Source organism: Parazoarcus sp. PS-13 R2A, from assembly GCF_057621855.1.
Window position 1 is genome coordinate 73310 of the sequence record NZ_JBYEXN010000003.1, and the last position, 22743, is coordinate 96052.

The window sequence follows — 22743 nt, forward strand, 5'->3', positions numbered from 1 at the left end:
GCTTGGGGTCAGGGGTGTGTTGTGTTCATGCAGCAAGGTCAAAAACCAGGACTTCCGCATCCTTGCCGTGGCTCAGTGCGATGTGCGTCTCGTTTGCGAGCAGGGCCGCGTCGCCGGTCGAGAGCGTCTGTCCATTGACGTCGAGCGTGCCGCGCACCAGATGCACATAGGCCTTGCGTCCCGCGGCCAGCGTCAGCGCTGCGCTTTCGTCACCGTCGAACAGTCCGGCGTAGAGCGCGGCGTCGGCGTGGACCGTGACCGAGTCCTGTGCGCCATCGGATGAGGCGATCAGCCGCAGCGCGCCGCGTTTCTGCGCTTCGGGGATCGTCTTCTGTTCGTAGCTCGGCGCAATGCCGGTGACGTTCGGCTCGATCCAGATCTGCAGGAAGTGCGTGGTCTGGTCCTGGGCGTGGTTGAACTCGCTGTGGGTCACGCCGGTACCGGCGCTCATGCGCTGCACATCGCCGGGCGGAATGCCCTTGATGTGGCCCATGCTGTCCTGGTGGGCGAGTTCGCCCGACAGCACGTAGCTGATGATCTCCATGTCACGGTGCCCGTGCTTGCCGAAGCCGGTGCCCGCTGCCACGCGGTCTTCGTTGATCACGCGCAGATTGCCCCAGCCCATGTGTGCCGGGTCGTAGTAGCCGGCAAACGAGAACGAGTGCTGGCTCTTGAGCCAGCCGTGATCTGCGTGGCCGCGGTCCTGTGATTTGCGTAAGCTCATCATGTCTGGATCTCCTTGTTGATGGGATCCATTGTGGTGGCGGGGGGCGGGCTGATCAGTCTGTGGATTTGATGGCATCATTCGAATTATTTGAATTATGGAGTGCCGCATGCTGACGCCCCGAGAGGCACTGACCCCCGACGCTCTGGCTATGCTGCAGGTCATTGCCCGCACCGGCAGCTTTGCCGCCGCGGCACGGGCAATGAACGTGGTGCCAAGCGCCCTGACTTACCGCGTGCGCCAGATCGAGGATGCGCTCGACGTGCTGCTGTTCGACCGCAGCTCGCGTCAGGCCCGGCTCACCGAGGCGGGCGCGGAGCTGCTGCGGGAAGGCGGGCGCCTGCTGGCCGATATCGACGCCGTGGCCAACCGCGTCAAGCGCGTCGCCACCGGCTGGGAGGCGCAGTTGACGATTGCGGTCGACGGCCTCATCAACCGCTTGACGGTGATGGAGTTGTGCGAAGCCTTCTTCGCCATGAACCCGCCGACACGCCTGAAGCTGCGCGACGAGGTGCTGTCAGGCACGCTCGAGGCGCTCACCTCGGGGCAGGCGGATCTCGCCCTTGCCGGCATGGGGGTCGAGGGGGCGAGTACCGCGGGCCTGCTGAGGGAGAACATCGGCGAGATCGGATTCGTGTTTGCCGTGGCACCTCATCATCCGCTCGCGCGTGAGCCCGAGCCCTTGAGCGACGAAGTGATTCGCCAGCATCGTGCTGTTGCCATTGCTGACTCGAATCCGCGCGGCACAGGCATCACCACCGGTCTGCTGCCAGGGCAGGACGTGTTTACCGTGGGCAGTGTGGAGGCCAAGGTGGATGCGCATGTGCGGGGGATTGGTGCGGGTTTTCTGATGAGCTGTCTCGCGCAGCCCTACATCGATTCCGGGCGCCTGGTGGCGAAGACGGTGGCCCGCACCGAGCGCAAGGTGCAGGTCAGCTATGTCTGGCTCACGCGCGACCGCAGCGAACCGGGCCGGGCGCTGCAATGGTGGCTTGAGCAACTGAAGCGCCCGGTGACGCGCAGGGCACTGCTCGGCGACCGGCCCGGCATCGGTCTGTGAGCGGTCAGCGCGTGATCTGCTCGAGGCCGGCTGTGCCGACGGGCGCGGTCGCCAGCCACGGAATCAGCGCGCTGCGCGTGGCCAGTTCGTCGGCCACCCGGCGAATGAAGGGAATTTCGTACTCTCCGCGCTGGCTCAACAGCGGATCGTGCGTGCCGCTGGCGAGCAATGACTGATTGATCACCCATGCAAACGGCTCGATGCCGGCACGGGCCAGGTCGGCCTGCAGGCGCTCGGCTTCATGCACCGGTGTTGCCTCGGGCAGGGTGACGATCAGAACGTGGGTGAAGGCCTTGTCGCGCAACCGCGGCAGCAGTTCGCGTACCGATTCGGGCATGTCGCCCTGGGTGCGCATCACTTCGCGATGGTAGGCCTCGGCCGCATCGAGCAGCAGGATGGTGTGACCTGTGGGCGCGGTATCGAGCACCACAAAGCCGTCCTTGCCTTCGTCGATGGTGCGCGCAAAGGCGCGGAATACGGCGATCTCTTCGGTGCAGGGCGAGCGCAGGTCCTCTTCCAGCATTGCGCGGCCGGCGGCATCCAGACTGCTCCCGGTCTTGTCCAGCACTTCGTGGGTGTACTGCGCCACTTCCAGATCCGGATCGATGCGGGCGACGCTCTGCCCGGGTTCGCTGGCATCGAGCGCGGCCGCCACATGGGCTGCCGGGTCAGTGGTCGAGAGTACGACCTTGTTTCCGCGTTGCGCCAGTGCCAGCGCGATGGCGGCGGCAACCGTGGTCTTGCCCACGCCGCCCTTGCCCATGGTCATCACGACACCGTGCCCGGCTCGCGCGATTTCATCGACCAGCCCTGCCATGCCCGGAGGAAGTGCGGTGGAGGGCGTGTGCGCAGCGTCGGCAATCGCAGCTGTTTCCGGATGGGCCATCAGCCGCAGCGAGGCCAGCCCGACCGTGCCCCGGGGCAGGAAGGGGATGGTTACGCCGGGCAGTGCAGCGAGTCGCGCCGGCATCCGGGCAAGGGCGTCGGCGGCGCGGCGCAACATCGCCTGTGCAATCGCATCGTCCGATGTGCCGGCCGCGAACACGCCGTTGATCGCACACGTCTGATTGCTGATGCCGAGCTCCGCGAGTTCGCCACAGGTGCGGTCCGCCTCACGCAGCGAGGCCTCATCCGGGCGGCTCACCAGAATGACGGTGGTTTCTGCCGTATTGGCCAGTCGTGCGACAGTCGCCGCATACAGGGCCTTCTGCTTTTCCAGCCCGGCCAGCGGGCCGAGGCAGGAGGCGCCGCCGGTGGTGGAGTCGATGAACTCGTTCCACGCCGATGGCAGGGTGAGCAGGCGCAGCGTATGCCCTGTGGGCGCGGTATCGAAAATGACGTGGTCGAAGCCGGCCGTCGATGCCGGATCGCCCAGCAGCTTGGAGAACTCATCGAAGGCCGCGATCTCGACGGTGCATGCGCCGGAAAACTGTTCTTCCATGCTGCGGATGGCCGCGTCTGGAAGAATGCCGCGATAGGGTGCGACCATGCGTTCGCGGTAATCGTGCGCCGCCGCTTCCGGGTCGATGTTCAGTGCAAACAGGCCGGGCGCGTCCGGCACGGCGGTGGGCGTCTGGCTCAGCGCAAGGCCGAGCACTTCGTCGAGGTTGGACGCAGGGTCGGTGCTGACGATCAGGACCCGCTTGCCGGCGTCCGCCAGGGCGAGGCCGGTGGCGCAGGACAGCGAGGTCTTGCCGACACCGCCCTTGCCGGTGAAGAACAGGTAGCGCGTGCGGGTGTCGGGCAATGCCATGGTCTGCTCCCTTGTCTCAGCAGCAACCCGAGTCGGGCGAGCAGCACGGGCTGCCGGCCTTGATGCGGGGTTTCTCCTCGCGGGTCAGCGTAATGCCGAGCTTTTGCGCCAACTGCAGCCGTGACGGGTACATGCCGGTCGACACGATGTGGCCGTCCACCGCGAGGATGGGCAGGCGCTCCATGCCCGCTTCCATCTCCTTGACCACCGCCGGGTTGGCCACGAAAGCCTGGGGCTCCTGACCGAGGTTGTGGCGCGCGACGCTGATGCCGTGTTCCTCGACCCACTTCAGGTCGGCCGCGAACTGGGCCAGTACCGGGTCGACATCGACACCGCACACGCCGGTGGAGCAGCACATCGCGGGATCAAAGACTTCGAGTTTCTTCATGACGATCTTCCTGGAGACTAACGGGCTTCGTACCAGCCCTTCGACGAATTCACGACCTTCACCACCAGCAGCATCACCGGCACTTCGATCAGCACGCCCACCACGGTGGCCAGCGCCGCGCCCGAGTTGAAACCGAAGATGGCGATGGCAGCGGCTACCGCGAGCTCGAAGAAGTTCGACGCACCGATCAGCGCAGACGGGCAGGCCACGTTGTGCTTCTCACCGACGGCACGGTTCAGCCAGTAGGCCAGTGCCGAATTGAAGAACACCTGGATCAGGATGGGCACGGCCAGCAGCGCGATGATAAGCGGCTGCCGGAGGATCGCCTCGCCCTGGAAGGCGAACAGCAGGATCAGCGTCAGCAGCAGTGCAGCAATCGACCACGGGCCGATCTTCTCCATGGCCGCATCGAAGGCGGCCTGACCCTTGGCCAGCAGCATCTTGCGCCACACCTGGGCGATGATGACCGGGATCACGATGTACAGCACCACCGAGGTCACCAGCGTGGCCCACGGCACGGTGATTGCCGAGATACCAAGCAGCAGGCCGACCAGCGGCGCGAAGGCGAACACCATGATGGTGTCGTTCAGCGCTACCTGAGACAGCGTGAACAGCGGGTCGCCATTCGTCAGTTTGCTCCACACGAACACCATCGCGGTGCAGGGCGCCGCGGCGAGCAGGATGAGGCCGGCAATATAGCTGTCGATCTGATCGGCCGGCAGCATCGGCGCAAACAGGTGGCGAATGAAGAGCCAGCCGAGAAAGGCCATGGAGAACGGCTTCACCAGCCAGTTCACGAACAGGGTCACGCCGATGCCGCGCACGTGCTGCCTGACTTCATGCAGCGCGCCGAAATCGACCTTGACCAGCATCGGGATCACCATCACCCAGATCAGCAGGCCGACGGGCAGATTCACCTGTGCGTATTCCATTCGGCCAATGGTCTGGAACACGCCCGGCGCGAACTCGCCGAGCGTGATCCCGGTTACGATGCACAGGAACACCCACACCGTCAGGTAGCGCTCGAAAACACTCATCGGCGCGCCGGCGGCAAGCTTGGCGGTTGTTTCACATTGTGCAGACATCGTTCACAGCTCCAGTGCAGTCCGGACGGCGGGAATCAGCTGCGTACGGATTTCGTCGCGTACCTTGATGAAACTCTCCAGCGGCTCACCGTGCGGATCGTGAAAGGGAATGTGCATGCGCGGCACCACACGCGGGAAGATCGGGCAGCTTTCCTTGGCGTTGTCGCACACGGTCACCACCAGGTCGATCGGCTCGTCGATCACGGCGTCGATGGTCTTGGGGTGAAGGCCCGCGGTCGGCAGGCCGGCGGCCTTCAAGGCCTCGATCGCGCCATCGGCAACCTTCGGCTGCGGCAGCGTGCCCGCGGACAGGGCGCGAACCCGGTCGCCAAGCTCATGGTTGAGGATCGCTTCGGCCATCTGCGAGCGGCAGGAGTTTCCGGTGCATAACACCAGCACGGTCTTGAGAGTACTCATTTCGGTATTGTTTCAGTCGTTGGTGTTCATTCGCCCTGCTTGCGCAAGTCGCCGATGGTGTCGAGCTTGTTCTGCAGCGACAGGCGGTCGAGCTTGGCAAAGGGCAGGTTGGTGAAGAGCGCGATACGACGATTCAGCATGTGCAGCGCCCTGGATACGGCATGACGCCTGGCAGTATCGTCACCCGTCACCGCTGCCGGGTCTTCGATGCCCCAGTGCGCCGTCATCGGTTGGCCGGGCCAGACCGGGCACACTTCACCCGCGGCGTTGTCGCACACGGTGAACACGAAATCCAGTTTGGGTGAGTCGGGTGTGGCGAACTCGGACCAGGCCTTGCTGCGCAGGCCCTCGGTGGAAAATCCCTGCTGCTTGAGCAGTTCGAGGACGAGGGGATTGACCGTGCCGCTGGGGTGGCTGCCGGCACTGAAGGCGTTGAAGCGTCCCTTCCCGGAGTGGTTCAGAATGGCTTCGGCCAGAATGCTGCGGGCCGAGTTGCCGGTGCACAGAAACAGGACGTTGAGCGGGCGTTCCACAATCAGGGCTCCTTGCAGGTGTGTGTATCGGTCTTCAGGTTTCGACCCTGTGCCGTCGTGCTGCATGCGCTTGCCTTGGGCAGGCAGGCCTCGCCCTGGCAGCAGTTGCTGGTCAGAAAGACGATCAGTTCGTCCATGGTTGGAAACTCGGCCGTGTAGCGAATGAAGCGGCTCTCCTTCTGCCCGCGAATCAGCCCGACCCGGCTCAGATGCGCAAGGTGGAAGGACAGCGTGGCCGGCGCCATGCCGAGCTGTTCCCCGATTGAACTCGCATGAACGCCTTCAGGGCCGGCTTCCACCAGCAGTTTGAAGATGCTCAGGCGGGATTCATGACCCAGGGCGGCGAGGAGTTCGGCGGCGTTTAACGTTTCCATAGTTCGAATATTATCGAACTATTGGTCAAAACGGATGAATTTTTTATTGCAGAAATGACCGGTGGGGCGTTCGGACCGGCGTGTCCGGGACCTGGAGGGGCGCCGATTGCCCCGCGTCGCGGCTTCAGACGCCCCAGGTGACCGGGGTGTTTTCGGTGAGTGAGTGTTCCATCAGTTCGAGCAAGGGCTGGCCCCGTTGCTGGAAGGAGATGGGGGGCTCTTCGTCCTCGTCGGCGGGGGCCTTGCCGGCATGCGCGGCGACATCGGCTTCGATGGCCCGGCGCACGCGCGAAATCGCGTCGGGAAGTTGCTCGACGGTGATGATTCCCTGCTCTGCATCCTGGTCCCTGCCCAGCACCTCCAGCATTTCCTTGCCGTTCTGCTCGAGGGTGATCACGTTACCGCTGGCGGCGGACTTGAAGATAATCAGCATGACAGGGTCTCCAGTCTGGTCCGTAATGGCTGCAGGTCGCCGCTCGATGCCGGGACCATGGCCAAGTTACGAAGACCAATGCTACGCGGGGAGCGGTGATCGTCTGTGCGGACGGGCACACGCCCTGCGAGTGAAAAACGGCGCCTCGATTCGCAGGCTCCATGCGGGGTGGCGAGGCACCGAAAAGGTCGCCCGAGACCCGGCTGCCACCGGAGGATCCCCCAACGCTGACGCGCCGGAGTGCCCTGTCTGATTCCGCTGAGTCCTGTCCATCGTGGATGACGCTCATCAGGAATGCCAGCCTGATGCCGGATGAAAAATGAGTGGGGTCATTGTGTGCCACTCGCCAGCACGGCTCAAGCCGGAGTTTGCTGATGCGCCGGACTGCCGCCGTAATCAGAGGTTGGCTTCTCGGCATGTTGAACGAGAACGTCCGACCCAGGGCCGCAGTTGCGGGGCGCTGCACGGATCGAACGACTCTGACCCCTTTGGTTCGTGCCGGATGCTTTTCTGACTTGCCAGCTCCGATTCAGGTCGTTATCCTTCGAAATACGCACATATGCGCAATCGTGCATGTGAAAATCAAACATCCTTAGTCTTTGAAGGAAGCGGTATGGACAAGAATAGCTGGGCTGTTGCTCTCGAAGAGCTGTTGCATGTGGGCGGCGCGCTCATTCTCATTATTGCGGTTGTCACGGTTCTGACAGGCATCATTCGGGAATACATTCCCCAGGATAAGCTGCAGAAGAAACTGGCCAAAAATGAAAAGCGGGGGCCATTGGTGGGGGCCCTGCTGGGCACACTCACACCTTTTTGCAGTGCCTCGATGGTGCCGGTGGTGATGGGAATGATCGAAATGAGGGCGTCCATGGGGATGGTGTTCGGCTTTCTGATTTCCGCGCCCTTGTGCAACTTTGTGGTTGTCGGACTGATCATTGCCATCTTTGGCTGGCAGGTCGCACTGTTGTATCTGGCCCTGACACTGTGTGGGGCGATGCTTGCGGGTTATGTCATCGGTCGGTCACCGCTGAAGAACGCCTTCCGGCGCATTGAAGAAGTGCCGACGACCGGATGTGGTGGTGCGCCGGTTTCGGCATGCGCTGCCGCTGCACCCGTTGCGACAGCATGCACTGCAACTGCCGTGTCCGGCAGCACCGCAGCGGCAATGGCGATGGCTCAGCCGTCCGGGCCACTGGAAGAATGTCTGGCCGCCGCTTGTGCGCCTTTCTCCAGTGCCGCGACCGTGGCTCACACGGCGCGGATGAAACTGGCCATGCGCTTCGCCTGGGCACTGTTCAAACGAATCATTCCGTATGTGTTAATTGGTGCCGTGATCAGTGCCTTGTCTGCAGCCTTTCTCCCTGCGGAGATCGTGGAGCAATACATTGGCGACGATAACTGGTACGCCATTCCCGTGGCCGCAGGTATTGGTGTGCCCCTGTATCTGCGAATCGAGATGGCGCTCCCTTTGCTGCAGGTGCTCATTGCCAAAGGCATGGGTATGGGCGCAGCCATGGCATTGCTGATAGGCGGCACAGGTGCAAGTCTGCCTGAGATTGCGATTATCTCTTCCGTGCTCAAGCCGAAGGCTGTCGTGGCGTTCGTGATAACGGTCGTTACGCTCGCCATCGTCGGTGGGGTCGTTTTCAGTGCTGTCTTCTGAAAGACCGGTCAGGTGGCACGGCGCACAGCAACGGCCGATGCGAATCGGTCTGTTGTTGTGCGGCGAGGTGCATGACGCCTTGCAATCGAGATTTGGTCATTACGCTCAATGTCTGGTCGAACGGCTTCAGCTCGACAGCGCAGGGGCTGAGATCAGAATCTGGCAGGTATGGAAAGGCGAAATGCCAGGCGATGTGCTGGAGGCCGATGCGTATCTGGTCAGCGGCAGTCCTGCCAGCGTGTTCGACCGGGAACCCTGGATTGAGCCGCTGGGGAAGTTCATTCGGCGCGCGCACGAAGCACGGCGTCGATTGCTGGGGATCTGCTTCGGCCACCAGATGATTCACCAGGCTTTAGGGGGACACGTTGAACGTGCTGCTGGTTGGGGTCTGGGGCTCTATCCTGTGCGCCTGTATCAGCGGGTAGCTGGCCTGTCCGATTCAAGGCCTCTTGCGCTCTACGCAATGCATCGAGATCAGGTCGTTGTGCCTGCTGAAGGGTTTGTGCATCTGGGAGGGAGCGAATTCTGCCCTTATTACCTGATGCGTCATACAGACAGGGTTCTGACCATACAGGGACACCCGGAGTTTACTCGTCATTTTTTCACTCAGTTTCTGAGCGTTGCAGAAGCGAAATTCGATAAAAAGGCAGTGGCTCAGGCGCGAAAGGAAATGCGGGACGTTGACGACAGTGACGTCGCCTGTCGGCTGCTTAATCGTTTTCTATTGGGGACCAGTGAGTCATGGAAGGAGAAATGCAAAAATCCAGACTGCTTTTAGCAAATCTGTGCGCCTGCACGCATTTGTGGCGGGTGCTCAGACTTGCGCTCAGGGAGCACAGACTGCCATCGTCCGCCCAGCCCGGTTTCTGTATCGCACTGCTGGGGCTCTTGTGCCCGCTCTTCTGGATCGCCTTATTGAGCGGGGCCAGCAAAGCGGAATTGATTTTCCATGGCAGTCATTCCGGGTTGGTGTTTTGTATCGGTATTTGCTTGATGTTGAAAGGACTCAGCCAGCATCGAAGCTAGTCCGCGCGAGTCGGCGACCGGACCTGCCAGATTGCCGCCCTGGCAGCAATCACTTAAGATCCAGACAAACGGAGGTTTGGAAATCAAATGATGAATGCCAGCTATACGGATGCGTTAAAAGCCATATCGGATTCGAATCGCTTGCGACTCTTCTGGCTGCTGGTTCATATCGATGAGCGAGTCTGTGTTGCCGAGGCGATGGATGTTCTTGGCGAAAACCATTACAACGTTTCGCGCAATCTGAAGATCCTCCAGAAGGCGGGTCTGGTGACTGCACAAAAAGAGGGGAAGTGGGTTTTCTACACCCTCAACCGTGAAGGCAGTCCGTTTCAGATGCAGTTGCTGGCGGCGGTGAAGAGTATTCCCGAGCGGGAACTGGAAGCCGAGATCAAGAAGTGTCGCCTGCGACTGGCATTGCGTGAAGGCGGGCACTGTGTCGTTGGGCCTGGCAGTGCTGAGTGGGCCAGAATTACAGAATCAAAGGTGTGAGAATCAAAGGGGGCAGAGTCGATCGATCCATGCAGCCCCCAAATTGACGGAAAGCAGGATGTGTTCTTCGCGATGCGGCTTGTCAGCGTCGCAGTGACAGATCGGGCCGACGAGTCAGACCGCGACAAACCTTCCGGGCGAGGCGCCGAAGTGCGGCACCGATCTGGCCTCGTTCGCGCTTTCCGCCGGTTCGGCGAAGCAGCACCTTCCGTTGTTGCCCCTTGCCCATCCGTTAGCGCTCGGGGCGCTGCCCTTGTGACCCGGCGGTGCACAGCATTCCACAGAGCCGCTCTTCCACTTCAACAATGGCGTACATCGATGGTGCGCGCCCGCACGGGTGGCATTGCCTCGCGGTTCTGCTCGGGCGTGGGCGACGTGTGGGGTGACTGGAAGGAATTCCGACAAGAATCCCATGTGAGCGCTGTTTCCAGGTGACAGGTCGATCGCGCGCAACACCACGGGATTCCCGCCGGATGAATGATCGGCATGGCGGATGAGCGCTGTCAGCGTGACGCGTGTCCGCGAAGCGCCGGAGAAGCACCGTTTCTCCATGGGAAAACGGGGATAATGGCCGCCAATCTGTTCTGAACGCCTCTCTGGAATTCCCCCATGGAAATCAAGGTCAATTTTCTCGACAAGCTGCGTCTCGAAGCCAAGTTCGATGACTTCACGGTCGTGGCCGATCAGCCTATCCGCTATAAGGGCGATGGCTCGGCCCCTGGTCCGTTCGATTACTTTCTGGCTTCATCGGCTTTGTGTGCGGCTTATTTCGTGAAGCTGTACTGCGAAACGCGAAATATTCCGACCGATAACATCCGCCTGTCGCAGAACAATATTGTTGATCCGGAAAACCGCTACAAGCAGCTGATCAAGATTCAGATCGAGTTGCCGGCGGATATCTCTGCCAAGGACAGGCAGGGCATTTTGCGCTCCGTCGACCGTTGCACGGTGAAAAAGGCAATTCAAACCGGGCCCGATTTCGTGATCGAGGAGGTCGAGAATCTGGATGCCGATGCGCAGGCCTTGCTGACGCTGAATCCGGATTCGGACGCAAGTACCTATATTGTCGGAAAGGATCTGCCGCTCGAGCAAACCATCGCAAACATGTCGGGGGTTCTGGCGGACCTGGGCATCAAGGTTGAAATCGCTTCGTGGCGCAATCTCGTTCCCAATGTGTGGTCGCTGCATATCCGCGACGCACACTCACCGATGTGTTTTACCAATGGCAAGGGTGCAAGCAAGGAAAGCGCGCTGGCATCGGCGTTGGGCGAATTCATCGAGCGCCTGAACTGCAACCATTTCTACAACGACCAGTTCTGGGGCGAGGATATCGCCGGCGCGCCATTTGTGCATTATCCCGATGAGTGCTGGTTCAAACCGGGTCCCAAGAATGCGTTGCCGGCTGGCGTTCTCGACGACTACTGCCTGCAGATCTTCGACCCCGATGGCGAGTTGCGCAGCTCGCATCTGCACGACACCAACTCCGGCAACGTGCAGCGCGGCATCTGTTCGCTGCCCTATGTGCGTCAGTCCGATGGCGCGGTGGTGTATTTCCCGACCAATCTGATCGACAACCTGTATCTCAGCAATGGCATGAGTGCCGGCAATACGCTGGCCGAAGCACAGGTGCAATGCCTGTCGGAGATTTTCGAGCGAGCGGTAAAGCGGGAGATTCTGGAAGGCGAAATGGCACTGCCCGATGTGCCGCACGAAGTGCTGGCGAAATACCCCGGCATTCTGGCGGGCATCGACGAGCTGGAAAAGCAGGGCTTTCCGGTGCTGGTAAAGGATGCATCGATGGGCGGGGCGTTTCCGGTGATGTGTGTCACCTTGATGAACCCGCGCACGGGCGGTGTGTTTGCCTCGTTTGGCGCACATCCAAGCTTCGAGGTGGCGTTGGAACGCAGTCTTACCGAGTTACTGCAGGGCCGCAGTTTTGAAGGCCTGAATGATCTGCCCCCGCCCACCTTCGAAAGTAACGCCGTCACCGAGCCGAACAACTTCGTCGAGCACTTTATCGATTCCAGTGGCGTGGTGTCGTGGCGCTTTTTCAGTGCCAAAGCCGATTTCGATTTTGTCGAGTGGGACTTCTCTGGTCAGGGTGAAGAATCCAATGCCGAGGAAGCCGCAGCCTTGCTCGGCATTCTCGAAGACATGGGCAAGGAAGTGTACATGGCCGTGTATGACCAACTCGGCGCAATTGCCTGCCGCATCCTGGTGCCGGGGTATTCGGAAGTCTATCCGGTCGAAGACCTGATCTGGGACAACACCAACAAGGCACTGTCGTTCCGCGCCGATATCCTGAACCTGCACCGCCTCGACGATGCCAGCCTGGAAGCACTGCTCGAACGTCTGGAAGACAGCGAGCTCGACGATTACACCGACATCATTACCTTGATCGGCGTCGAGTTCGACGAGAATACGAATTGGGGTCAGCTCACGATTCTGGAGCTGAAACTGCTGATTCATCTCGCCCTGCAGCAATTCGAGGCAGCGAAGGAGCGGCTCGAAGCCTTTCTGCAATATAACGAGAACACGGTCGAGCGCGTCCTGTTCTATCAGGCCCTGAATGTGGTGCTGGAGGTGCTGCTGGACGACGATCTGGATCTGGACGATTACGAGGTTAATTTCCGCCGCATGTTTGGCAACTCACGGATGGACGCAGCGATGGGGACAGTGGACGGCAGCGTGCGCTTCTACGGCTTGACGCCAACGAGCATGAAGCTGGAAGGGCTCGACAGGCACCAGCGCCTGATCGACAGCTACAGGAAGCTGCACACGGCGCGGGCCAGTGTGGCGGCTTTGGCCAGTCATGGGTAATCAGGGCGGGCCCAGCCCCAGTCCATCCAGACGTTCAGCACACCTGCGACAGCCCCTGCACCTGTCAGCGCGCCACGCCATGCCGGCACGCTGCGCCGATTCCGGGCCCTTGTTCCAGGGGTTCTCCGGATAAAGGCAGCCTGAGGCGGTGTCAAGAAAACTTCGGACAGTCTGACAGTGGGTGGAAGGGGGCGTGTGCAGCGGGGAACGGACCATGATCCTGGCGTTGCTTGGGCAAACCCGGTGGTACAACCAAACGAAGAGCGAGATGGATGGCGGACGCCATCGCATCGCTCATCGTCGATGCATGACACCGGACAGATCCGTGCCCGGCGCCACCGTATTGAACACGGTGCCGTACTTCCTGACGTTGTCATGGAGCAGTTCGATGCGTCGCTCTGATTCATTGGTATCCACAATGATTTCGTAGCGGATACTCTCCATCTTTGGCGGCACATCCTGGCGCACGCCATCCACGATGACTTCCACGCCTTTCAGCTCAAACTTGAGCATCGGCACCACCCGCTCAATGCCCTTTATCATGCACGCCGAGAGCGCAGCCAGCAGCAGCTCGGCAGGGTTGAAGGCATCGGGGCGTCCGGCGAGATCGGTATCCAGCGTGATTGATGCGGATTTGCACTGAGCCTCGCTGCCGTGAGCGTCGTTTCGCCTTGCGCGGACGGCGAACTGCATTTTCTGAGGGGCGGTTTCCATTTTCTTCTCCAGCGTAGCGTAATTCAGTTCAACAGCATTTTCCGGAAGGTGATGACGGTGCGCAGCAGGCCGGGTTGCTGGTCAGCGTTGACGCATCGCCCCGCACCGGGAAGCCCTTGCGCACCCATTTTTTGACACCGTCTTCCATGTTGGCGACGTTGTCGTATCCGTGGTACATCAAAAAATAGGTCGCTTTCAAGCTGCGTTCACCGGCTGAGGACGCCAGAACCAAGGCCTGATCACGTGGCAACTCCATGAATCGCTGCTCGAACTCGCTCATCGGCATGGCGATGACCCTGGGTACATCAAATGCCAGTGCGGCGATTTCCGATGGCTCGCGCACGTCAACCAGCAATGCGCCTTCCTCCGTTACCTTGCGCAGGGTCAGCGTGGGGCAGTATTGGCGCGCGTTATCGAGCGCTCTTCTATCAGTCGTCATCTTGGGCGCCTCATGCACTCAACCATTGCTCGATCTTGTCGCGGGACGGAATGCCGCCCGCGTGGACGACCTTTCCATTGATCACCACGCCCGGCGTGCTCATTACACCGTAACTCATGATGTCCTTGAGTTCTTCGACCTTTTGCAGCGATACCGGAATGCCTTTCGCCTGGGCGACCTGGTCGATCAGCGCGATGGTGGTCTTGCAGTTGGCACATCCTGTACCCAGAACCTTGATGTCTTTCATCTCAATCTCCTTATAGAACCCAGTTGAATACATAACCCACGATCAGAATGCCGGTGGCGACGACGCCGATAAACGTCGCTATCAGCCTGATTTTCAGTACCTTGCGCAGAATCACCATCTCCGGCAGCGACAGGGCAATCACACTCATCATGAAGGCCAGCACCGTACCCAGTGCCGCCCCCTTGACCAGCAGGGCCTGAACGATGGGAATCACGCCAGCGGCATTGGTGTACATCGGTACGCCGATCACCACGGCCAGCGGCACCGACCACCACGCGTCCTTACCCATGAAGCTGGCCATGAAGTCTTCCGGTACATAGCCGTGGATGCCTGCCCCGATGGCAATACCCGCCAGAATGTAGGGCCAGACCCTGCCGACGATGTCACGCACACTCTGGAAACCGGCATCGATACGCTCACTCAGGCTCATTGCAGTGGCTGTGAACTGCGCGCTTGTCCTGGGCATGTTGCGCACCCAGTCTTCCAGGTGTGCTTCCATCTTCAAGCGTCCGATGATCCAGCCAGACACAATGGCCACCGACAGGCCGAGTACCAGGTACAGCATCGCCACTTTCCAGCCAAACATGCCAAACAGCAGCGTCAGTGCCACCTCATTGACCATCGGAGCCGCAATCAGGAAGGAGAACGTCACCCCCAGAGGAACGCCTGCCTGCACAAAGCCAATGAAGAGCGGCACCGCCGAACAGGAGCAGAACGGCGTGACGATGCCCAGCGAAGCCGACATCACATTGGCCAGCCCTTCGCTCCGTCCGGCCAGTAAGGCCCGGGTGCGCTCCGGCGTGAAATAGCTGTTGATCATGCCCATGACGAACACGATGCCGGTCAGAAGCAGCAGCACCTTGGGCGTGTCATAAAAGAAGAACTGCAGTGCGCCGCCAAGATGGCTGTCTCGCGCCACTGGCAGGGCGGCAACCAGACCTTCCGAGAGCGGAATCAGGGTTTGGTAGAGGCCCAGCCAAAGCAGGGCCGCCAGTACCAGAAACGCCCGAGGGCTGCGTTGTGACCAACGCATGGCGAGGGTGGTCATGTTTCATCTCCAAAGTTGCTGCCCGGCGATAGCAGATTGCTCGCACTGGACGGTCAACAAGGGAGACGAACGAGTTGCCGAAAGGATTCAGGTTGAAGCGTGCGGAACGTGGTTACACATATGTCCGCCTCATCGAAACGGGCCCGGCGGTTCGCACAATGCGGTCCCGGGACCGCATTCCGGGGTGCAAAAGGCGAGATCTGGCGGTCGCTGGCGTGAGTCCGTGACCATCGGTGCATGCGCGAACCGTCTGCCCCTGAGCGTCAGAGGCGCTGATGAGCCTGTCTTCTGCTTCTTCTTCCGGGAGCTTCCGGTCACTCTTCGACGGGAGTAGTCAGTGGTGCCCGCCACCAGACGGCAAGTACCCGCGCCGGTCAAACCTGGAAGCGCACCCGGATGCTCCGCAGTCAGCGTCTCAATGGACGAAAACGGGATCGTATTATTCGAGTGGTGCGCGGGGTACGAAGCAGCAGACCTGGCCAGCCTCGTCGAAGCGGACCTGGCAGGCGGTGACGAGCCGGGTCTTGAGTCTTTTCCGGGCGCGCAGAATGCGCGACTTGGCGGCGGGGAGCGTGAGCCCGAGGCGCTCGGCGTAGGCCTGCTGGGACAGGCCCTCGATGTCGCACAGGGTCAGTACTTCGCGATCCTCAGGCGCCAGTTCGGCGAGTGCGCGCGGCAGGCAGGCGGAGAGCGCCTCGACCGGCTGGTCCGAATCTTCGGGGGCGGGGTAATCCGCGTCATCGAGCGGAATCTGCTCCCTGGTCAGGCGATAGCGGTCGATGAGCAGGTTGCGCGCAACATGGAAGAGCCAGGCCCTGGGGTTGCCGATGCTGCACAGGCCGCGGTCGTGCAGCATGGCCCGCAGGAAGACTTCCTGCACAAGGTCCCGCGCTTCGTCGGCATTGGTGATGCGACCACTGACGAAGCGGAGAAGCTCGCGGCCGTGGGCGGTCCACGCCTCACTCACGCATTTCATGGGGCGGGGCTTATCGGTATTCGTAGGGATCTGCGTAGTGCTCATTCGACCGGATTGTAGGTCGAATGACTCGAGCTGAAAATCACTGGTTCAGGCCAGCAGCCGGTTCATGGCGATGCTGAGCCGTGCGCTGAGCGGGGACGTCGCCCCTCCGGACGAGGGGCGACGGCGTTGACGCTCAGATGGCGCGGGGGGCCGTCAGGTTCTGCGGATGCAGTGCGGACTCGAGTTCGGTGGCAGTCAGCAGACCCATTTCCAGCACGATCTCGGTCACGCTGCGGCCGGTGCGAAGCGCGTCCCGTGCTACCAGGGTGGCATTCTGATAGCCGATGATCGGGTTCAGGGCCGTCGCCAGGCCGGCAGAGGTGCGGACGCGCTCGGCGAGCAGTTCGCGGTTGGCGGTGATGCCCTTGACGCAGTTCTCGGTCAGCGTGCGGCAGCCGGCGGACAGATGCTCGATGCTCTTGAACAGCGAGTGACCGATGATGGGCTCGAAGGCGTTGAGCTGAAGCTGCCCGCCTTCCGACGCCATGGTGATGGTGACGTCGTTGCCGATCACTTCGAAGGCGATCTGATTGACGACCTCGGGGATGATCGGATTGACCTTGCCCGGCATGATCGACGAACCGGCTGCACGCTCGGGAAGGTTGATCTCGTTCAGGCCGCCTTGCGGGCCGCTGGAGAGCAGGCGCAGGTCATTGCACACCTTGGACAGCTTGCAGGCGATGCGCTTGAGCACGCCCGAAAGCTGCACGAAGGAGCCGGTATCCTGGGTGGCCTCGATGAGGTTGTGCGCGGGCACCAGACGCACACCGGAGAACTCCGAGAGCATCTCGGTGGCGAGCCTGGAGTAGCGGATGTCGGTATTGATCCCCGTGCCGATGGCGGTCGCACCCAGGTTGACCTCCTGCAACAGCGAGATCGCCTCCTGCAGGCGCGATATGTCTTCGCCCATCATCACGGCATAGGTCATGAACTCCTGGCCCAGCGTCATCGGCACCGCATCCTGCAGCTGCGTGCGCCCCATCTTGAGCACGTCGGAGAACTCGGCGGCCTTGGCGTCGAACGCGTCGCGCAGCAGGCCCATCGCCTCGAGCAGATCCTGAATCGCGAAGATGATCGCCAGCTTGAGCGTGGTCGGGTACACGTCGTTCGTGCTCTGCGCCATGTTCACGTGGTTCAGCGGGTGCAGTGCGTCGTATTGCCCCTTGGGCAGACCAAGCTGTTCCAGCGCGAGGTTGGCGATCACCTCGTTCGCGTTCATGTTGGTGGACGTGCCTGCGCCACCCTGAATGACGTCGACCACGAACTGGTCGTGGTGCTCGCCGGCCTCGATCCGCTTGCACGCCTGCATGATGGCGTCGGCGCTGCGCGCGTCGAGGTGACCGAGCTGCAGGTTGGCGGAGGCGGCTGCGCGCTTCACCAGTGCGAGCGCACGGATGAGCTCGGGATAGCTGCTGATGGTGCGTCCGGTGATCGGGAAGTTCTCGATCGCGCGCAGGGTGTGGATGCCCCAGTAAACGTCTGAGGGGATGTCACGATCGCCGAGGAGGTCGTGTTCGATGCGGATGGAGGTTTGCATGATCGAGGTCCGGTTGAGGTACCTGCGGATTCTGCTCAAGCCCGCCTCGCTACTTGATGCTGTTTGCGAATTGTCGATGTTGCCAAGGCATGAGCCCTGCGGGGACGGTCATGCCCCGGATGCGGCGACGCAGGCGTTCCAGATGCGTTCGACCTGCGGACGGCCAGGTTCTGCCTTTCGATACAGGGAAATGCCCAGCGATACGGTATGGCTGTCGTCGCCGGCGAGTACGAGCGTGCCCGCTTCAAGCTCGTCGTGGACTGCAAGTTCCGGAATCCACGCGATGCCCGCGCCGACGAGTACGCCCTGCTTCAGGACGTCCGACATCGAGCATTCGTACTGAAAATCCAGCCGCTTGGCCAGGGACTCGCGCTCGATGATCGATGTTGTCAGGCGGCCGAGGTAGCTGCTGGTCGAATAGCCGAGGTAGGGCAGCACCGCCTTGCCCGCCAGGGAATAGCGCGGTGCGCCATTGGGCGCGGGTGCGCTGACAGGCACAAGCCGTTCCTCGACCAGCGGTGTCGACGGATAGCGCTCCATGTCGGCCAGGGTCGGCAGCGCAGCACTGCTGTAGGCAAGCATCAGGTCGCAGCTTCCGCTTATCAGGGCTTCGATGCACCCCGCCACGTTGTCGGCGATGATGCGGGCCTTGAAGGCGCCGGTCCTTGGCTGCAGATCCGCGAGCCATTGCGCGAAGAAGCTGACGGCAATCGTGTGTGATGCGGCGATCGAAATGACTTCGCCGGACTTCGGCATCAGGCCCTGGGCCTCCTCGCGGCCGGTGCGCAGGGAGTCCACGATTTCCTGCGCGGTCTCGCGGAAGGCTTCGCCTGCCGGGGTCAGCCGGATCGGGAAAAGGCTGCGATCGATCAGCACCGCGCCCACCCAGTACTCAAGGTTGCGAATCCGCCGGCTGAACGCGGGTTGAGTGACATTGCGCAGTTCCGCCGCCCGGGTGAAATTGCGCGTAACCGACAGCGTCAGGAAATCTTCCAGCCAGTTTACTTCCATGCGATCTCCGTCCTGTGTCGTGTCGGTTTTGGTGGAAAATGCGGCCCTGCGATCTCGTTCTTCATGGCGCGCATAGCTTCATGCATTTTTTGCATGAGACATCCAAAAACGGAATTGGGCAAGTCTTTGGTAAGACCTTATAAATCAAAGGCCGGAGACGAAGCGTCGTCCCAGCTACAGAGAGACCCCCAACCGAAAAACCGTAGCAAGGATGGCCTGGCTCATCCGAGTGCCGACAAGGAGCGAAAACAATGATCAACCCTCCCAATACAGCCCGACGCGGGGTGTTCTCGTGGTGGACGGGAATGCAGCTTTGGAAACAGATCTTCATTGCACTGACCGTCGGACTTGTCCTTGGGGTGTTGCTCAACCAGACCGGTAACGCGGAGCTCGCCAAGAGCATCAAGCCGGTTGGCGATCTGTTCATCCGCGGTATCAAGATGCTGATCGTGCCGCTGATCTTCGTGTCTCTGGTGACGGGTGTCGCATCGCTGCAGAATCTGGCGACGATGGGGCGGATCAGCCTGAAGACCTTCGTGCTGTATCTCGCCACGACCGCCGTTGCCATCTCGATTGGTCTCGGGCTGGCGGTCCTGTTTCAACCGGGCGTTGGCGTGGATCTCGGCACCGCACAGGCGGTGACCGCCAAGACCCCGCCGACGATGGTCGACACCATCCTCGGCCTGGTGCCGACCAACCCGATTGCGGCGTTTGCCGAGGGTAACGTCCTCCAGATCATCGTCTTTGCCATTTTCTTCGGCCTCGCCATCACGCTGGCCGGCGACGCGGCGAAACCGGTGCGGAGCTTCTTTGAGTCGGCGGCGGAAGTCATGTACAAGCTGACCTCGATCATCATCGCGTTTGCACCCTATGGCGTGTTTGCGCTGATGGTCTGGGTTGCCGGCACCTACGGTCCGGATGTCCTCGCGCCGCTGGCCAAGGTGATTGCAATGGTTTACATCGGCTGCATCATCCACGCCGTTGTTGTCTATGGCGGGCTGATCAAGTTTGTCGCACGGCTCAATCCGATGCGCTACTTCCAGGGCAGCATCGAGCCGGTCATGGTTGCCTTCACCAGCACCTCGAGCTCGGGCACGCTCCCCGTCACCATGATGTCCTGCGAGCGCAACCTCGGCGTGTCGCGCAGCGTATCGAGCTTCGTGCTGCCGCTGGGCGCGACCATCAACATGGACGGCACTGCGCTGTATCAGGGCGTCTGTGCGGTTTTCATTGCCCAGGCCTTTGGTGTTGATCTCAGCAGCGGCCAGTACCTGACCATCGTCCTGACTGCGACGCTGGCCTCCATCGGCACGGCAGGCGTGCCGGGCGCCGGTCTGATCATGCTCTCGCTGGTGCTGGCCTCCGTTGGCCTGCCGCTCGAGGGTATCGCGATCATCGCAGGTATCGACCGCATCCTCGACATGGCGCGCACCGCGCTCAACGTCGCAGGCGACTGCGCGGTTGGCTGCGTGATCGCAAAGAGCGAAGGCGAGCTGGATCAGGCTGCGTATGACACGGCCCATGTGCTCAAGGCAGGGGACATGCTGTCGACACCCGACGGCATGACGATCGCGCCGCTTGCCACGGCTGAACAAACCCGCGCTTAACCATACGGGAGCGTGTGAGCCAGTTCCGGCCGCACGCTCCATGCCTGCAGGGCATCAAAAGACTCACTATGTCTAACTCCAGCAAGAAGCCTCAAGCCAGTCACCGTTACGGTGTCGTGGGCGGTCTTGGCGCCATCGGCGGGGCAGATCTCCTGTCCAAGCTGATTCGCGCCACCCAGCGCATCCCGGACATGCCCGCGGCCGACATCGCCTTCGAGCAGCGCCACTTCGACGAGGGGCAGGCCGCTGCCGAACCGACCTACGATCCGACGCGTCGCAAGTTCTATGTGTACAGCGTGCTCAAGAGCATGGAAGCGCGTGGCATCGACATCGCCCTGCTTCCCTGTTTCGTGTCGCACACCTTTCTGCACGAAGTTTTGCCCGAGCTGGAGATCCGCGTCATCAGCATGTTCGACGCGCTGCGTGAGCGCATCCGGCGGGATTATCCGGACGTGCACACCATTGGCGTGCTGACCTCGACGCATGTGCGAAAGAGCGGCCTTTTCGAGCGCGAGTTCGAGGGCATTGCGAAGATCATCCACCCCGAGGAAGGCGAGCACTCGGCCAGGCTGATGTCTGCGGTCTACGGGCCGCGCGGCATCCGCGCCGGCTACCATGGCGGCCTGTGCGTCGACCAGCTCGTGGACGTGTGCGCGCACCTTGCCGACAAGGGCGCCGACATCATCCTGCCCGGCATGACCGAGGTATCAGTGCTGATCGACGTGTTGCGTCCGCGGGTGTCCGTGCCTCTGATCGACTCGAATCTCGTCTATGCCGAACATGCCATCGGCGCAGACCCGGAGCCGCCCTTGCGCGAGTTCAAACTGGGCGTGCTCGGCGGCGTTGGCCCCGCGGCGACCGTGGACTTCATGCAGAAGGTGGTCCGGTTGACGCGTGCCTCGTGCGACCAGGATCACATCAAGGTTGTGGTTGAGCAGAACCCCCAGATCCCGGACCGCACCGCGAATCTCATCGGTGACGGCGAGGATCCGACCATCGCCATGCTTGCCACCTGCAAGCGTCTCGAAGCGAATGGCGCACATGCGGTGGCCATCCCCTGCAATACGGCGCACGCCTTTGTCAGCAGCATCCAGAGTCAGCTCGGCATCCCCATCGTCAACATGCTGTCGGAAGTGATCGCGTTCGCGCGCGAGAAGATGCCCGAGGTCAGCCGCCTTGGTCTGCTCGCGACATCGGGGACGATCGCCAGCAGGGTCTATCACTCGACGGCAGAGGCGGCCGGGATGACGCTGCTGGTGCCGGACGCATCGGTACAGGCGCGCGTGATGGAATCCATCTACGGCGCAGACGGCGTCAAGGCCGGCTTCAACTCAGGCGCCTGCAGCAGCCACCTCGCCGCAGCCATCGCGCATCTGCGCGACCAGGGCGCGCAGGCCGTCATCCTTGGATGTACCGAGCTGCCGCTCATCGAGCTCGACGCTGAAACGCGGCGACAGTTGCCGCTGCTGGACCCGACCGAAATCCTTGCAAACAGCTGCGTGCGACTTGCCCGCAAAGAGCGGGTCGATGTCAGGGAAGAGGGCGTTCCGGCCTGACGATGACCGACGCAGGGATGTCCCGGCATCCCTGCGGGTCTGGATGGGCAGCGCTCAAGCGCGAGTGCGGTGCACCGCCCCCGCGACCATCCGAGTGAGGCTCGTGAGGTCGAACACCGGAAGGCCGAAGCGCTGGTGCAACACCGGCGCGAAGTGCGACAGGTCTGTGCATTCGAGAACCAGCGCGCCGACGCTCGGGTTGTCTGCCAGCATGCGTTCCACCACCGCGCACAGTTCGTCGGCAAACACATCCATGTCCAGGTCGTCATGGCGGCCGTGCAGAATGACGTCGGCAAACTGCGCCTCGTCCTGCATGCCGGCGATCGCCAGGGCTTCGTCGGCAATGCCCGCGCCACGCAGATGATCGATCGAGAGTGCGTTGCTGTTGGCGACCACGACGCCGACCTTCGCGCCGCTTCCGAGCATTCGCGATACCAGCGGTACCTGGATCAGGCTGGACATGAACACCGGCACCTTGACCGCGTCGGCGATCTCGCGCTGATGAAGCGCCAGGAAACCGCAACTGCCCGTAATGGCGCGCACGCCTTCGCGCTCCAGTTCGCGGGCGGCCTCAATGAAGGGATCGAGCAGTGCAGGGTCACGTTCGCGAATCAGGCGGTCGACGGTTGCCCCCTTGACCGTCCTGTAGAGCACCGGAAAGTCGAAACTCGCGGCGTACTTGATATGGCCTTCGGGCTTGGGGAAGAAGGACTCCAGCGAGATGACGCCGAGCGGGATGCCGTAGTAGTTGAAGCCACCTTGAAGAATCATGTGTCTCTTTTGCCTTGGAGGGAGTTC

General features: G+C 61.6%; 23 protein-coding genes. 7 read left to right on the plus strand and 16 right to left on the minus strand.

Annotation, left to right across the window (positions count from 1 at the left end; genetic code table 11):
• Positions 1-25 precede the first annotated feature (25 nt).
• Positions 26-727: a pirin family protein gene (locus AC22G6_RS04175; RefSeq protein WP_487365732.1), complete on the minus strand. Its 702-nt coding sequence runs from the start codon at positions 725-727 to the stop codon at positions 26-28.
• Positions 728-833: 106 nt separating this feature from the next.
• On the opposite strand from AC22G6_RS04175, the gene AC22G6_RS04180 reads away from it, so the two are divergent.
• Positions 834-1784 carry a LysR family transcriptional regulator gene (locus AC22G6_RS04180; RefSeq protein ID WP_487365733.1) on the plus strand — a complete coding sequence of 317 codons (951 nt, stop codon included), beginning with the start codon at positions 834-836 and terminating at the stop codon, positions 1782-1784.
• A 4-nt stretch (positions 1785-1788) separates the two neighbouring features.
• On the opposite strand, the gene arsA is transcribed toward AC22G6_RS04180, so the two are convergent.
• The 7 genes from arsA to AC22G6_RS04215 form a co-directional block, all read right to left on the minus strand.
• On the minus strand, positions 1789-3537 hold the full coding sequence (gene arsA, locus AC22G6_RS04185; protein WP_487365734.1) for an arsenical pump-driving ATPase: 1749 nt from the start codon (positions 3535-3537) through the stop codon (positions 1789-1791).
• 16 nt (positions 3538-3553) lie between these two features.
• The gene (gene arsD, locus AC22G6_RS04190) at positions 3554-3925 is read right to left on the minus strand and encodes an arsenite efflux transporter metallochaperone ArsD (protein WP_487365735.1); all 372 of its coding nucleotides are present in this window, start codon (positions 3923-3925) and stop codon (positions 3554-3556) included.
• Between the two features lie 17 nt (positions 3926-3942).
• Positions 3943-5010, minus strand: coding sequence for an ACR3 family arsenite efflux transporter (arsB, locus tag AC22G6_RS04195; protein ID WP_487365736.1), 1068 nt, complete (start codon positions 5008-5010; stop codon positions 3943-3945).
• A 3-nt stretch (positions 5011-5013) separates the two neighbouring features.
• Positions 5014-5427 carry an arsenate reductase ArsC gene (locus tag AC22G6_RS04200; RefSeq protein ID WP_487365737.1) on the minus strand — a complete coding sequence of 138 codons (414 nt, stop codon included), beginning with the start codon at positions 5425-5427 and terminating at the stop codon, positions 5014-5016.
• Positions 5428-5453: 26 nt separating this feature from the next.
• Positions 5454-5960: an arsenate reductase ArsC gene (locus AC22G6_RS04205; RefSeq protein WP_487365738.1), complete on the minus strand. Its 507-nt coding sequence runs from the start codon at positions 5958-5960 to the stop codon at positions 5454-5456.
• 2 nt (positions 5961-5962) lie between these two features.
• Positions 5963-6334, minus strand: coding sequence for an ArsR/SmtB family transcription factor (locus tag AC22G6_RS04210; RefSeq protein WP_487365739.1), 372 nt, complete (start codon positions 6332-6334; stop codon positions 5963-5965).
• Between the two features lie 124 nt (positions 6335-6458).
• Complete coding sequence (locus AC22G6_RS04215) at positions 6459-6767, minus strand: DUF1840 domain-containing protein (protein ID WP_487365740.1); 309 nt, start codon at positions 6765-6767, stop codon at positions 6459-6461.
• 613 nt (positions 6768-7380) lie between these two features.
• Between AC22G6_RS04215 and AC22G6_RS04220 the strand changes: the two genes are divergently transcribed.
• The 4 genes from AC22G6_RS04220 to AC22G6_RS04235 all read left to right on the plus strand — a co-directional run bounded on the left by AC22G6_RS04220 (position 7381) and on the right by AC22G6_RS04235 (position 12765).
• Positions 7381-8430, plus strand: a complete 1050-nt coding sequence (locus tag AC22G6_RS04220; RefSeq protein WP_487365741.1) for a permease — start codon at positions 7381-7383, stop codon at positions 8428-8430.
• A 37-nt stretch (positions 8431-8467) separates the two neighbouring features.
• Positions 8468-9208 (plus strand): type 1 glutamine amidotransferase, encoded by a 741-nt coding sequence (locus AC22G6_RS04225; RefSeq protein WP_487365742.1) that lies wholly within the window; start codon positions 8468-8470, stop codon positions 9206-9208.
• A 335-nt stretch (positions 9209-9543) separates the two neighbouring features.
• Positions 9544-9945: an ArsR/SmtB family transcription factor gene (locus AC22G6_RS04230; protein WP_487365743.1), complete on the plus strand. Its 402-nt coding sequence runs from the start codon at positions 9544-9546 to the stop codon at positions 9943-9945.
• A 609-nt stretch (positions 9946-10554) separates the two neighbouring features.
• Positions 10555-12765, plus strand: coding sequence for an OsmC domain/YcaO domain-containing protein (locus AC22G6_RS04235; protein ID WP_487365744.1), 2211 nt, complete (start codon positions 10555-10557; stop codon positions 12763-12765).
• A 294-nt stretch (positions 12766-13059) separates the two neighbouring features.
• On the opposite strand, the gene AC22G6_RS04240 is transcribed toward AC22G6_RS04235, so the two are convergent.
• The 7 genes from AC22G6_RS04240 to AC22G6_RS04270 form a co-directional block, all read right to left on the minus strand.
• Positions 13060-13479 carry an OsmC family protein gene (locus AC22G6_RS04240; protein WP_487365745.1) on the minus strand — a complete coding sequence of 140 codons (420 nt, stop codon included), beginning with the start codon at positions 13477-13479 and terminating at the stop codon, positions 13060-13062.
• A gap of 28 nt (positions 13480-13507) precedes the next feature.
• Positions 13508-13918, minus strand: a complete 411-nt coding sequence (locus tag AC22G6_RS04245; RefSeq protein ID WP_487365746.1) for a rhodanese-like domain-containing protein — start codon at positions 13916-13918, stop codon at positions 13508-13510.
• Between the two features lie 10 nt (positions 13919-13928).
• A complete protein-coding gene (locus AC22G6_RS04250; protein ID WP_108974219.1) occupies positions 13929-14165 on the minus strand; it encodes a thioredoxin family protein in 237 nt (78 codons plus the stop codon).
• A 10-nt stretch (positions 14166-14175) separates the two neighbouring features.
• Positions 14176-15213: a permease gene (locus tag AC22G6_RS04255; protein WP_487365747.1), complete on the minus strand. Its 1038-nt coding sequence runs from the start codon at positions 15211-15213 to the stop codon at positions 14176-14178.
• Between the two features lie 439 nt (positions 15214-15652).
• Entirely contained in the window at positions 15653-16189 is a 537-nt protein-coding gene (gene sigZ, locus AC22G6_RS04260) for an RNA polymerase sigma factor SigZ (RefSeq protein ID WP_487365748.1), read from the minus strand.
• A gap of 178 nt (positions 16190-16367) precedes the next feature.
• Positions 16368-17771 (minus strand): aspartate ammonia-lyase, encoded by a 1404-nt coding sequence (aspA, locus tag AC22G6_RS04265; RefSeq protein WP_487365749.1) that lies wholly within the window; start codon positions 17769-17771, stop codon positions 16368-16370.
• Between the two features lie 108 nt (positions 17772-17879).
• Positions 17880-18782: a LysR substrate-binding domain-containing protein gene (locus AC22G6_RS04270; RefSeq protein ID WP_487365750.1), complete on the minus strand. Its 903-nt coding sequence runs from the start codon at positions 18780-18782 to the stop codon at positions 17880-17882.
• A gap of 251 nt (positions 18783-19033) precedes the next feature.
• On the opposite strand from AC22G6_RS04270, the gene AC22G6_RS04275 reads away from it, so the two are divergent.
• Positions 19034-20389 (plus strand): dicarboxylate/amino acid:cation symporter, encoded by a 1356-nt coding sequence (locus AC22G6_RS04275; protein ID WP_487365751.1) that lies wholly within the window; start codon positions 19034-19036, stop codon positions 20387-20389.
• 68 nt (positions 20390-20457) lie between these two features.
• Positions 20458-21945 carry a cysteate racemase gene (gene cuyB / locus AC22G6_RS04280; RefSeq protein ID WP_487365752.1) on the plus strand — a complete coding sequence of 496 codons (1488 nt, stop codon included), beginning with the start codon at positions 20458-20460 and terminating at the stop codon, positions 21943-21945.
• Between the two features lie 54 nt (positions 21946-21999).
• Here the strand turns inward: cuyB and AC22G6_RS04285 are convergent, their stop codons facing one another.
• The gene (locus AC22G6_RS04285) at positions 22000-22716 is read right to left on the minus strand and encodes an aspartate/glutamate racemase family protein (protein WP_487365753.1); all 717 of its coding nucleotides are present in this window, start codon (positions 22714-22716) and stop codon (positions 22000-22002) included.
• Positions 22717-22743 lie beyond the last annotated feature (27 nt).